12 protein-coding genes and 1 pseudogene are annotated in these 11,703 nt (G+C 60.7%); 3 read left to right on the top strand and 10 right to left on the bottom strand.

Annotation, left to right across the window (positions count from 1 at the left end):
- Positions 1–17: 17 nt before the first annotated feature.
- The 4 genes and pseudogenes from sfnG to SB756_RS23820 form a co-directional block, all read right to left on the bottom strand.
- Positions 18–1,112, bottom strand: coding sequence for a dimethylsulfone monooxygenase SfnG (sfnG, locus tag SB756_RS23805; RefSeq protein ID WP_341798081.1), 1,095 nt, complete (start codon positions 1,110–1,112; stop codon positions 18–20).
- Positions 1,113–1,288: 176 nt separating this feature from the next.
- Positions 1,289–1,405 (bottom strand): annotated as a pseudogene (locus SB756_RS23810) (DUF3077 domain-containing protein); the annotation flags it as partial.
- 103 nt (positions 1,406–1,508) lie between these two features.
- Positions 1,509–1,766: a hypothetical protein gene (locus tag SB756_RS23815; protein ID WP_410912107.1), complete on the bottom strand. Its 258-nt coding sequence runs from the start codon at positions 1,764–1,766 to the stop codon at positions 1,509–1,511.
- Positions 1,767–1,998: 232 nt separating this feature from the next.
- Positions 1,999–2,631, bottom strand: coding sequence for a hypothetical protein (locus tag SB756_RS23820; RefSeq protein ID WP_410912109.1), 633 nt, complete (start codon positions 2,629–2,631; stop codon positions 1,999–2,001).
- 17 nt (positions 2,632–2,648) lie between these two features.
- Here SB756_RS23820 and SB756_RS23825 point away from each other — a divergent pair, with 17 nt between their 5' ends.
- The 3 genes from SB756_RS23825 to SB756_RS23835 all read left to right on the top strand — a co-directional run bounded on the left by SB756_RS23825 (position 2,649) and on the right by SB756_RS23835 (position 6,071).
- Positions 2,649–2,783 carry a hypothetical protein gene (locus SB756_RS23825; protein ID WP_341798078.1) on the top strand — a complete coding sequence of 45 codons (135 nt, stop codon included), beginning with the start codon at positions 2,649–2,651 and terminating at the stop codon, positions 2,781–2,783.
- 564 nt (positions 2,784–3,347) lie between these two features.
- On the top strand, positions 3,348–5,408 hold the full coding sequence (locus tag SB756_RS23830) for a TonB-dependent siderophore receptor (RefSeq protein WP_410912261.1): 2,061 nt from the start codon (positions 3,348–3,350) through the stop codon (positions 5,406–5,408).
- 102 nt (positions 5,409–5,510) lie between these two features.
- Positions 5,511–6,071: a nucleotidyltransferase family protein gene (locus SB756_RS23835; RefSeq protein ID WP_016500673.1), complete on the top strand. Its 561-nt coding sequence runs from the start codon at positions 5,511–5,513 to the stop codon at positions 6,069–6,071.
- 14 nt (positions 6,072–6,085) lie between these two features.
- Here the strand turns inward: SB756_RS23835 and SB756_RS23840 are convergent, their stop codons facing one another.
- The 6 genes from SB756_RS23840 to SB756_RS23865 all read right to left on the bottom strand — a co-directional run bounded on the left by SB756_RS23840 (position 6,086) and on the right by SB756_RS23865 (position 11,646).
- A complete protein-coding gene (locus tag SB756_RS23840; protein ID WP_410912111.1) occupies positions 6,086–6,643 on the bottom strand; it encodes a GNAT family N-acetyltransferase in 558 nt (185 codons plus the stop codon).
- A gap of 108 nt (positions 6,644–6,751) precedes the next feature.
- Positions 6,752–7,306, bottom strand: coding sequence for a helix-turn-helix domain-containing protein (locus tag SB756_RS23845; protein ID WP_016485777.1), 555 nt, complete (start codon positions 7,304–7,306; stop codon positions 6,752–6,754).
- A gap of 133 nt (positions 7,307–7,439) precedes the next feature.
- Positions 7,440–8,798, bottom strand: a complete 1,359-nt coding sequence (locus tag SB756_RS23850) for an aspartate aminotransferase family protein (protein WP_410912113.1) — start codon at positions 8,796–8,798, stop codon at positions 7,440–7,442.
- Positions 8,799–8,868: 70 nt separating this feature from the next.
- A complete protein-coding gene (locus tag SB756_RS23855) occupies positions 8,869–9,642 on the bottom strand; it encodes a gamma-glutamyl-gamma-aminobutyrate hydrolase family protein (RefSeq protein ID WP_016500676.1) in 774 nt (257 codons plus the stop codon).
- Positions 9,643–9,717: 75 nt separating this feature from the next.
- Positions 9,718–11,064: a glutamine synthetase family protein gene (locus SB756_RS23860; protein ID WP_233692861.1), complete on the bottom strand. Its 1,347-nt coding sequence runs from the start codon at positions 11,062–11,064 to the stop codon at positions 9,718–9,720.
- 27 nt (positions 11,065–11,091) lie between these two features.
- Entirely contained in the window at positions 11,092–11,646 is a 555-nt protein-coding gene (locus tag SB756_RS23865) for a helix-turn-helix domain-containing protein (RefSeq protein ID WP_410912115.1), read from the bottom strand.
- Between the last annotated feature and the right edge of the window lie 57 nt (positions 11,647–11,703).

Consider the following 11,703-nt stretch of genomic DNA (forward strand, 5'->3'; position numbering starts at 1 on the left):
CACCCTGCCTCCAGGCCTCAGGCCACTGCCTTGTCTACGCTGCGCCCGGCTTCCAGCTCACGCACCAGCGGTAATACGTGCTCGCCGAAGTACGCCACTTCCTCCTGGAAATGCAGGAAGCCGGACAGAATCAGGTCCACCCCGACTGCCTTCAGCGCAACGATGCGCTCGGCAATTTGCTCAGGCGTGCCGATCAGGTTGGTCTTGAAGCCATCGTTGTACTGCACCAGGTCCTCGAAGCTGGATTTGGCCCAGTTGCCCTCGCCCTCCGGGCTGGCTGCCCCGGCATGCTTTACCTCGTGGCCGAACGCCCGCACCGCCTCGGGGTTGGCCTTGTCGATGATTTCCTGCAACACCGCCCGCGCCTCTTCCTCTGTGTCGCGGGCAATGATGAAGGCGTTTACCCCAACCTTGACCGAGTGGCCGTTGGCTGCGGCCTTGGCGCGGATGTCATCGACCTGGGCCTTGATCCCTTCCACGCTGTTGCCGTTGGTGAAGTACCAGTCCGACACCCGCGCGGCCATGTCCCGCGCCGCACGCGAACTGCCGCCCTGGAAGATCTCGGGGTGCGGCTGCTGCAGCGGCTTGGGTTTGAGGTTGTAGTTACGGAAGCGATAGAAGTCGCCGTTGAAGGTGAAGTTGTCCTGCGTCCAGATGCCCTTGAGCGCGCGGATGAACTCCTCGGAACGGCGATAGCGTTCGTCGTGGTCCAGCCACGGCTCACCAATGGCGTGGAACTCGCCCTTGAACCAGCCCGAGACCACGTTGATGGCGATGCGGCCATTGGTGAACTGGTCGATGCTGGCCAACTGCTTGGCCGCCAGCGCCGGGTTCCACGGCCCTGGCAGGATGGCGGCGATGACCTTGAGCTTTTCCGTGGCAGCCAGCAGCGCATGGCTGATGGTGACCGACTCATGCTGGTTGTCGGCACCATAGCCGGCGGTGAAGCGGATTTGCGACAGGGCGTAGTCGAAGCCGGCTTTTTCAGCGATTTGCGCAAGCTTGCGGTTGTAGTCGATGTCCCAGCTGGTGCGTTGCTCGATGGTGCTGACCACCAGGCCACCGCTGACGTTGGGGACCCAGTAGGCGAACTTGAGTGGGGTGTGGCTCATGGGGAAGCTCCTTGAGAATCCTTGGGGTTCAAGGAGGCATGAGCAGCAAGCGTGCCAACGGCTGGAGTGCTTTACTTTCAACGGGTTAGTGGAATTAGTCGACGATGTTGACTGCATGTGGTCAAACACGCTGTCGGATCACTGTTGCCTGCGCAACATCGCCGCTTGTTGCTGGCTCACCGGTTCTTGCGCATGCCCATGTGAGCGTCATCCATCAAGGCTTTGGCCATGTCGCAGAGGAAGTGCGAGGCCCAGACCAGCACCGGTTCGTTGTCCATTACCCCGATAAATGCCAGCCAGTGGTACTGCCCTCCACTATCCTGTGGGAGCGGGTTCACCCGCGAACACGGGCGCAGCCCGTGCCATCCACCGCTGGCAAAACTTGATTTCAGCCCATCAATGCAAGGTATGCATTTGCGGCTTGCCTTTGAACTGCACCTGCGCAATCGCCGTCTCCAGCAACGATCGCACAGCCTCCACTTCATGCATCACTGCCAAGGTCATGACGGTGGCGGGAGCCTTGGGCAGCGTGGAGATGGCGTGATGGCCTACGGACAAGGCGCAGAGGACGTATTCGGTGGCCTGGATCAGGGTGTCTTCCAGGTGGTGCGAAGGGTCAGCGGAGAAAGGTGGATCGGGAACAATTTTGAGCATGGCGAATCTCTCTAGTTGCACTACCAAGATCGCCACCTGCTCACTTGCAGATGATTGGGTGGCGGCTACGTAAGGGCCTGCAAGACCGAGGCAACTAGAAAGCCCGGTTGGTCCGAAGACCACCCGTACGCAGCCACCATAAAACGCAGCTGAGCGCAAAAAAAATCTGGCGGGCCAACGAAGAGCCCTGTGCGTGGTTGCCCCACGCACAAGCGACAATGTTCAGTGCTGACTATACCGCCAACCGCGCCAGCCGCTGCAGCGCCACAATCACTTCCTCGTCCCGCTCTTCGAGCACATCCGCCTGGATAAGGGCGATCACTGCCTTCAGCAGTTCAGTCTGGTTCATCTCTGTTTGCTGTTGCAGCGCAAGCAGGTCCTCCGCCATGTGCGGATTAACCTTCATCGACAACCGTCGGGTTGCATTGGACCTTGCAAGCCCGCGCTGCTTCCGCTGCTCATCCAGCGCCTGGATGAACGCCAGGTGCGCAGCCCGCAATCGCCCCCCCTGCTGAACCTGCGCCAACCTCTGAACATAGTGGGCCAGAAACAACTTGCGTAAATTGGCCCCGGCGTCGCTGCTGACTGCATGCATGGCCGCATCCAGCACGTCCACGTAGACGGCCGGCAAGCGCGCCTCGATAGACTTGAGCTGCTGCTTGCGCGCCTCATGAATGGCTGGTGTGGATTGCGGTGGAAGCGCGACCACGCCATCGCAACGGGTACACACGCCCACCAATATGTCCCTGGCCACACCCTTGCCATCGCTGAACGGTACATCCCGGCGGGCATAGCGAGTGGTCACCACTGCCTGGCACTGCTCGCACAGTGCTTTTCCGCTATCCCCTTCGAACAGAATCTTCATGATCTGGATACTCACTGGTGAACGCTTATGAACCAGGTGTCTGGTTCGATAAAAAAGAACTTGATGTACCAGCCATCCCGTTTGAGCACATGCACCTCTACGGCAGCGACAGCGTGGTGAGGGCTGCTTGCGTGGTGAATGCCCCGGCATGAGCGCACGACTTCCACAACCTCTCGGGCTGATACTTCCCCTGTAGCCAGCAGGTTCTTTATATCGATATCCCCGCGTGAAACGTGTTGGTACTCCCCTGATTCAAGCGCCGCTATCACTGCGCGCTGGGCCTCCCTGAAACCGGTTTTCATAGCTCATCCCTGCCATTACGAAAATCATCGTACAAAATCCGGATCAAATCTAGCGCTTGCGAAGCTAAAGCGACCAGCGGTTCCCCCCCATTCGAGCGATGACCCGGAACACGCATGAACTATGGCCCTGCCAGCCGCAAGACGGCGCAGGGCAATGTAACCAACGCTTTCAAGGCTGCTCGCGGCAGCCGCTTGAAACCTGCGTGAGCACCGGCTAGCTGCTGCCATCCACCCAGGCCTTGTTTCGCGAGATGTGAAGAAGCATGAAACATTATTTATCAATATAAATTCCCATTTGATGTAGCTTCTCATTCGCACGAAATCTGTAACCCTTTTATCAGTCCCCCGCCTCAGGAATTCCCCGTGAAACGTCATCTCCCTGCCCGCCTCTTGCTGGTCGGCGCATGCGGCGCCATGCCTGTCGTTCATGCCGCCGACAACCTCACCCTGCCCGCGACCCAGATCGACAGCACGAGCGAAGTGGTGGATGGCGTGAGCCAGGGCTACGAAGGCAGGGCTTCATCCAGTACCACCAAACTGGGCCTGACCGACAAGCAGACCCCGCAGGGCGTGACAACCATCACCCGCCAGGCGCTGGACGATTTCAAGATCACCGGTATCAAGGACGCACTGCGCGCAGCACCGTCGGTAACCGTCGAGCAAACCGAAACCGACCGTACCGAATTCACCTCGCGTGGCTTCGACATCAATACCTTCGAATACGATGGTACGGGCATGCCCTTCGTAAGCAGCACGCTGGTAGGTGATCAGGACCTGGCCGAGTACGAGCAGATCGACGTGTTGCACGGCGCCAATGGCTTGATGAGTGGTGCCGGCAACCCGTCGGCCACGGTCAACTTCGTGCGTAAACGCCCGACAGATACCTTCCAGGCGCAGGTCGACACCAGCGTCGGCTCGTGGGACAGCCGCCGTATCGACGTCGATGTTGCAGGCCCGCTGACCGACAGCGGCAATGTGCGCGGCCGGTTCATCTACTCCCACGACAAGGGCAACTCATGGATGGACCGCTACAGCCACGAGCGCAACGTTGCTGCCGGCCTGCTGGCGTTCGATGTGTCCGACGCCGACACCGTGACTGTGGGCTTCTCCCAGCACAACAGTGATTCCAACGGCAGCACCTGGGGAAACCTGCCACTGGTGGACAATGACGGCAATGCCATCCACTACAGCGGGCGCAGCAACAGCATCGGCCAGCCGTGGACCTACTGGAACCTGCACACCCAGCGGGCCTTCGTCGAGCTTAAGCATGATTTCGGCAATGACTGGAACGCCACGCTCACGGCCACCGGGCAGCAGGAAAAGCAGAACACCAACATGCTCTATGTCGGTGGCGTCTCCGGTGATGTTGCCGACGCGTATGCCAACCACACCCGCAGCGAGGCCCACCAGTTGCTGGGCGAGGCCAAGGTGCAAGGCCCGTTCAGCCTGTTCGGTCGCGAGCACCAGCTGACCTTCGGTGCCGCGTACGGGCGCACGCATCAAAAAGGCCAGGAGTATGACGAAGACCTGGAGCATGGCAGTTTCTTCAACACGTCGTTCTCGGGCATCCTGGCGGGCAATACGCCTATGCCCTCGTTTGGCGTCACCAGTGACGACCTGGCGCAGAACTTCCAGGACACGCAAAAAAGCGTATTCGCCGGTGCGCGCTTCAGGCTGGTCGATAACCTGCACTGGATAGCCGGTGCACGCATGCTCAGCGCCGACGGCAAGGGCGAGAGCTACGGTTCAGAACACTCCACGCGCGCCCACGGCAAGGTCACGCCCTACACCGGCCTGGTCTACGACCTGAACGAGGTATGGAGCATCTACGGCAGCTGGACCAAGATCTACAACCCGCAATACAACGTGGTCGGTACCGACGGCAAGCTGCTCGACCCACTGGAAGGCAAGAGCATGGAAGTGGGCGTAAAAGGCAGCGTGATGGACCAGCGCCTGCACCTGACCGCTGCGCTGTTCAAGACCGAGCAGCGCAACGTGGCCGTGGATGCCGGATTCGACGGGGTTCAGGAGGTTTACACTCCGGGCGACTTCAAGAGCCACGGCGTAGAGCTGCAGGCGTCCGGCGAAGTGGCGCCAGGGCTCGACCTGCTCGCCGGCTACACCTATGTACGTATTGACGATGACAACGGCGAGCGTGCGCGCAAATATGTGCCGGCCCACAGCTTGCGCGGCATGGTCACTTACCGCTTGCCGACCCTGCCACAGATGAAGGTTGGTGCCCGTGTCAGCTGGCAGACCGGCGTCGAGAACGACACCAACAGCGCCATCCACCAGAACGCCTACGGTCTGGTTGACCTGATGACCAGCTACGACATTGACAGCAACTGGAGCACGTCGCTGAACCTGAACAACGTCACCGACCGCAAATACCTCCTGTCGCTGTACAACAACGCGACAACCGCCAGCTATGGTGCGCCCCGCAACCTGACGGCTTCGGTGACCTGGAAGTATTGACCCCGCCCGTGTGTAGCGGCGCACTGTACGGCATCCAGTGATGGGCCTGGCGCCATTCAGGTAAGCTCAGCCCCTGCAATGCAACCATCAAGGACGGTACCCATGCATTCACTGACTGACGAGCAGGTACTGGCGATCATCCGCGAGAACCCGGTAAACCGAGCACTTCTGGCGCTGCTGGCAACGCTGGAGATCCCCCACTGCATGCTGGTGGCAGGCGCCCTGTTCCAGACCTTCTGGAACCACCGCGCAGGGCTGCCTGCCGGCTGGGGTATCAAGGACTATGACATCGCCTATTTCGACGCCGACGTGTCCTGGGAGGCAGAGGACCGGGTTATCACAAGGGTGCAGCAGGCCTGCGCGCACTTGGGCGTCAACGTGGAAGTGCGCAACCAGGCCCGCGTCCACCTGTGGTACCAGGGGAAATTCGGCGGTGCTTACTCGCCATTGCTCAAGGTCACGGATGGCATCGACCGCTACCTGATCCGCTCGACCTGCCTTGGGGTTGATGTGTGCACGGGCACGTTGTACAGCACCCATGGCCTGGATGACCTGCAGCACGATCTGCTGAACATGAACGAGCTGAACCCACGGCCAGGCTTGTTCAGGGAAAAAGCCGCCAGCTACCGGGAGCGTTGGCCATGGCTTGTCTTGGTCGAGTGACCAGAATGCTCAAGCTACTGTCCGGTTTTCGACCCGCCGAACCACTCACTGCGGGTCATCTCCCATACCTCGACCTGCATTGGCCCAGAAACAAAATATCCATCACGGGTACTCACCCTACGCATGCCCTCATGCTCTGAAACCTTGCGCGAGGCATGGTTGGCAACGGCTTTGGGAACCTGCATGAGCGGGCGTGACAACGCCTCGAACCAATAGGCGTTGATAACCCTGCAGGCTTCGCGCATGTAGCCCATGCCCCACCACTGCGGCGCAAGCCAGAAGCCTCTGTTGTTTCCAGGCTGCTCATACAAACTGATGCTGCCAATGGTGCAGTCAGCCTCGTTGCGCAGGCGGATCATCCAGTGCCATTCACGGCCCGCAGCCATGGCAGGCAGGGCGATATCCCGCACATAGACCAGCGCACCGTCTTCCGGATATGGCCATGGGACGCGACGATCGAGGTAGCGGACAACTTCCCATTGCGGGAACAATTTCTGGATTGCAGGTGCATCCTCCAGTCGCAGGGGCGTGAGTACAAGGCGATCGGTATACAGCGTCGGCAAGCAATCCATGGCATTCGTTCCTGGGCATCCTTGTGGAAGCTTCTGATAGTCTGCGCTGGGTCGTTTCTTGTCGAGCGGGACAACAGCTTACCTATGTGACCTGCATCCAGACACCTCTCAGCTGAACACCCAAAGCACGCGGGTAGGCTTGTCGGTGAGGTTGGCGTAGCGAAAACTGGCGTGGGGTTGCAGTTGAAAACTGTCACTGGCGCGCAGCGTTACCGGCTCGCCGCCACCCAGCCACACAGTCAACTCGCCTTCGAGCACAAAGCAGCCCTGCTCCGAGCTGTCGTCCAGGTACTCCTCGCCACTGCTCGCCCCTGGCTCCAGGTGGCTATCGAGCATGGAGAACGCGCCCGTTATCGTAGGGGATGCCAGCACATCGGTGATGCCACCGGCCAGGTGAAGCGTGCGCCGCTCGTGAGGGCGGGTGACCCAGTCGAGCTCGCGGGGCTTGTCCAGTTTGTAGAAGTAGGCGGTCGAGACGCCGAGCTCTTCGCTAATAGCCGTAAGGTCGGCCACGGTCGGGCGCGATACGCCCCGTTCGACCTGGGACAGAAAGCCCACCGAACGGCCGATACGCTGCGCCAGCTCACCCAGCGTCAGGCCTTTGAACTTGCGCAGGTCGCGAATCAGTACTGCCAGGCCTTCGATTTCTTCGTGCACTTTCATAGTTGAATCGCGACTTTCGGACGGGAAAATAATGCCCTGAAAAGTACATGATTCATCTCACAAAGCAAATTGCTTGAAGGATTTGCTCCCTGTGAGGCAAGCAATCCGGGGCCGCCTTGCGGCCCCGGTGTCTTCAGCAAACAGCCTCATAGGTCAGGTCCAGGCACTTGCGGGCTTTTTCCACCAGCTCGTCGATCTCTTCGATGCTGATCACCAGCGGCGGCGCGATGATCATGGTGTCGCCCACGGCGCGCATGATCAGGCCGTTGTCGAAGCAGTGCTGGCGGCAGATCATGCCGACACCTTTGCCTTCGTACCGGGCGCGGGTGGCCTTGTCTTTCACCAGCTCGATTGCGCCGAGCATGCCCAGGCCGCGCACTTCGCCTACCAGCGGGTGGTCAGCCAGTTCGCGCAGGCGTTGTTGCAGATAAGGCGCGGTTTTATCGTGCACCTGCTGGATGATCTGCTCATCACGCAGGATGCGCAGGTTCTCCAGGCCCACCGCAGCCGCCACCGGGTGGCCGGAATAGGTGAAGCCGTGGTTGAAGTCGCCGCCTTCGCTGATGACCTTGGCCACTTCGTCACGCACGATCACCCCGCCCATGGGGATGTAACCAGAGGTCAGGCCCTTGGCAATGGTCATCAGGTCGGGCTTGAGGTCGTAGTAGTCGGTACCGAACCACTTACCGGTACGGCCAAAACCGCAAATCACTTCGTCGGCAACAAACAGGATGTCGTACCTGGCCAGGATTTCCTTCACCTTCGGCCAGTAGGTTTGCGGTGGAATGATCACACCACCGGCGCCCTGGATCGGCTCGGCGATGAAGGCGGCAACGTTGTCCACGCCAACTTCGAGGATTTTCTTCTCCAACTGCTCGGCCGCCCACACGCCGAAGTCGGCCTCGGTCATGTCGCCGCCTTCGCCGAACCAATATGGCTGCGGGATGTGCACGATATCCGGAATCACCCCGCCCTGCTGGTGCATGCCGCTCATGCCACCCAATGCTGCCCCCGCCACAGTCGAGCCGTGGTAGCCGTTGATGCGGCCAATGAGGACCTGCTTGTTCTTCTTGCCCTTCAGCGCCCAGTAATGGCGAACCATGCGCAGCACGGTGTCGTTACCTTCGGAACCGGAGCCGGTGAAGAACACATGGTTCATGCCTTGCGGCGCCACATCGGCGATTGCCTTGGCCAGCTCCAGCGCAGGCGGGTGCGCGGTCTGGAAGAACAGGTTGTAGTAAGGCAGCTGCTTCATCTGCTGGCTGGCGACCTCGGCCAGCTCATCGCGACCGTAGCCGACCGCCACGCACCACAGGCCCGCCATGCCATCAAGAATCTTGTTGCCCTCGCTGTCCCACAGGTACACGCCCTTGGCCGAGGTGATGATGCGCGGGCCTTTCTCGGCCAGTTGTTTGACATCGCTGAACGGAGCCAGGTGGTGGTCGCGGCTCATCGATTGCCAGGCAAGGGTCTGCGAATTCTTTTCACTCATTGACTTCTACTCCATCAAGTTGCGCAGCCAGGCTGCGCGGGTACTTTTTATAGTTGGTAACGGTCGGCGTTCAGGCCGACAGCAACAGCCTCTGGCGCAGTACCGAGCGATGCCGGCAGGCCTTGCCAAACGACTGGAAGATGGTCAGGTAATGCGGGTTGTCCATGACCTGGAACTCGGGGTGCCATTGCACGGCCAGGGCAAACCCCTTGCCGTTCTCGACCGAAATCGCTTCCACCAGGCCATCGGGTGCCAGCGCTTCCACCCGTAGCCCCGGGGCCAGTACATCGATGCCCTGGCCATGGATGGAGTTGACGTCGAAGACCGCCGGCAAGCCCATGCGGTCGAGCAGGCCGCCGGGCTCTACATGCATGGTGTGGCGCGGCCCATACTGCTTGTCGATGGGCTCACCCTTGCCTTCGCGGTGGTCCATGAAAACACCGGTCTCGTGGACCTTCTGGTGCAGGGTGCCGCCAAGTGCCACGTTCATTTCCTGGAAGCCACGGCAAATGCCGAGCACCGGCACGCCGGCGGCGATGGCCGCACGCATCAGCGGTAACGTGGTGGCATCACGCAGCGGGTCGTGATGGGTGCCCGCTGCACTGGCCGCGCCGTTGTAATGGAACGGCTCGATGTTGGACGGCGAACCGGTGAAGATCAGCCCATCCACCACGTCGAGAATATCGGCGCTGTCCATCAGTTCACCGAGGCTGGGAATCACGATGGGCAGCCCACACGCTGCCTTGGCTGCCGCGCGTGCGTACTTCTCGCTGATGGTCTGGGTTGCATGCAGCTCGATCATGCTGGTGCATGCGGTAATGCCGATAACGGGCACACGTGGCATATCTTCCTCCGGCAAATCCATATTGCGCGTTGTGTTGAAAGGGAGGGTGCAGCGTCGCTGTTCGACCTTCGGCACCTACAGGAACCAGCGGTATTCGCGGGCATCGATGTGGCGCATGAAGTCCAGTTGCTCCTGGTATTTGTTTTCGCAATAGACCATCACGAACTCACTGCCCAGGCCTTCGTTGACCACCGGGTGGTGACGCATGGCGGCCAGGGCGCTGAGGGCATCCTTGGGGAAGTCGATGCCGCTCTGACGGTTTTCGTTCAGCGGGGCGATGGGCTCGACGCCGCGGTCCAGGCCATGCTCCATGCCGGTCAGGATGGCCGCCAACACCAGGTACGGGTTGGCATCGGCACCGGCGATGCGGTGTTCGATGCGCAGGTTGCGCGGGTCGGACTCGGGGATGCGAATGCACGCATCACGGTCTTCGAAGCCCCAGCTGGCCTTGCTCGCCGCGTTCACCATGGCGCCGTAGCGGCGGTAAGCATTGTGGTTGGGGGCGAAGATCGGCATGCAGTGCGGCAGCAGCTCCAGGCACCCCGCCACTGCATGGCGCAGCTTGCGCTGTTCAGCGCCGGCCAGGATGTTGTTGCCGGCAGCGTCATACAGGCTGACGTGCACATGCATGCCGCTGCCCGGCGCGTCCAGGTATGGCTTGCTCATGAAGCTGGCACGGTAGCCGTGTTTCATCGCGATACCACGGGTGCTGCGGCAGAACAGCGCCGACCAGTCCGCCGCGCTCAGGGCATCGTCGCTGTGGGAGAAGTTGATCTCGAACTGGCCGGGGCCCAGCTCTGCGGTAATGACGTTTGCCGGCACGCCCTGCTCGTTGGCGCCATCGACCATCTCGTGCAGCACCGACGAGAAGCGTGAAAGCCGCTCGATGTGCATGTTCGGCTGGTCGTCCTCGTCCCCGGTCGCCGTGTCCCGCGGGTACTGTGGCAGGCCGTTGTCGAGCTTGCGGTCGAACAGGTAGAACTCCAGCTCGAAAGCCACCACCGGGCGTATGCCGCGTTTGGCCAGGCGCTGAATCACGCGGGCCAGCACTTCACGGGGCTCGAACTCGATCGGCTTGTCGGTGCCGTCGGAGGTGATGAGCATCTGGGCAATCACTTCCTTTTCCCAGCGCACCGGCTTCAGGGTACCCGGCACCAGGCGCCGGGCAGCATCCGGGTCGCCGTCGGCAAAGCAGTAATCGCCAATCGGGTAAAGGCCACCCTGGGTACCCAACAACACGCAGTTCTGCGGCAGCTTCAGCGGCGCGCCGGCTGCGACTTTCTCCAGCATGTCCATGGGGTAGCGCTTGCCGTAGAAGTGCCCGGGGATATCCAGCGCAATCAGGTCGACATAACGAATTTCTGGGTGCTCCGCTCGGAACGAGCGCACTTCAGCCAGCAGATCCGCAAAGATGACACTCATCTTCTTATCCTTGTGAGGTGAACGAATTCAATTGAAGACCCAGAGCACGCGGGTGAGTTTTGCCGTCAGGTTGGCGTAACGGAACTGCGCGTGGGGTTGCACCTGGAAGCAGTCGTTGGCCTGCAGGGTCACGGCCTCGCCGTCGTCCAGCCATACCGTGAGTTCGCCCTCAAGCACGAAACAACCCTGCTCGGAACGGTCACTCAGGTATGCCTCGCCACTGGTGGCGCCTGGCTCCAGATGGCTGTCGAGCATGGCGAAGGCACCGGCGATGGTGGGCGAAGCCAGCACATCGGTAATGCCCGACTCCAGGTACAGCGTGCGCCGCTCGTGGGGGCGCGTGACCCAACCAATGCTGCGGGGCTTGCTCAGGTTGTAGAAGTACGCGGTCGATACGCCGAGCGCTTCGCTGATGGCAGTGAGGTCCGCCACGGTAGGGCGCGAAACACCGCGTTCGACCTGAGAGAGGAAGCCGACCGAGCGGTTGATGCGCTCGGCCAGCTCGCCCAGGGTCAGGTTCTTGAATTTGCGCAGGTCGTGAATAAGGATCGCGAGGGCTTCTACCTCTTCGTGCATCTTCATCGATTGGGCTGCCGTGAAATTTTTAGAGTTATTTTTCATGAAAAATTACATGAAAAT

The sequence above is a fragment of the Pseudomonas sp. SIMBA_068 genome (assembly GCF_046534705.1).
Taxonomy (GTDB): domain Bacteria; phylum Pseudomonadota; class Gammaproteobacteria; order Pseudomonadales; family Pseudomonadaceae; genus Aquipseudomonas; species Aquipseudomonas putida.

Bases quoted from the DNA above. Each gene is read 5' to 3' on its own strand.
- SB756_RS23845 (WP_016485777.1), bottom strand. From the start codon at position 7,306: ATGAAAGTGCACGAAGAAATCGAAGGCCTGGCAGTACTGATTCGCGAC.
- SB756_RS23815 (WP_410912107.1), bottom strand. From the start codon at position 1,766: ATGCTCAAAATTGTTCCCGATCCACCTTTCTCCGCTGACCCTTCGCAC.
- SB756_RS23850 (WP_410912113.1), bottom strand. From the start codon at position 8,798: ATGAGTGAAAAGAATTCGCAGACCCTTGCCTGGCAATCGATGAGCCGC.
- SB756_RS23830 (WP_410912261.1), top strand. From the start codon at position 3,348: ATGCCTGTCGTTCATGCCGCCGACAACCTCACCCTGCCCGCGACCCAG.
- sfnG (WP_341798081.1), bottom strand. From the start codon at position 1,112: ATGAGCCACACCCCACTCAAGTTCGCCTACTGGGTCCCCAACGTCAGC.
- SB756_RS23840 (WP_410912111.1), bottom strand. From the start codon at position 6,643: ATGGATTGCTTGCCGACGCTGTATACCGATCGCCTTGTACTCACGCCC.
- SB756_RS23865 (WP_410912115.1), bottom strand. From the start codon at position 11,646: ATGAAGATGCACGAAGAGGTAGAAGCCCTCGCGATCCTTATTCACGAC.
- SB756_RS23820 (WP_410912109.1), bottom strand. From the start codon at position 2,631: ATGAAGATTCTGTTCGAAGGGGATAGCGGAAAAGCACTGTGCGAGCAG.
- SB756_RS23860 (WP_233692861.1), bottom strand. From the start codon at position 11,064: ATGAGTGTCATCTTTGCGGATCTGCTGGCTGAAGTGCGCTCGTTCCGA.
- SB756_RS23835 (WP_016500673.1), top strand. From the start codon at position 5,511: ATGCATTCACTGACTGACGAGCAGGTACTGGCGATCATCCGCGAGAAC.
- SB756_RS23855 (WP_016500676.1), bottom strand. From the start codon at position 9,642: ATGCCACGTGTGCCCGTTATCGGCATTACCGCATGCACCAGCATGATC.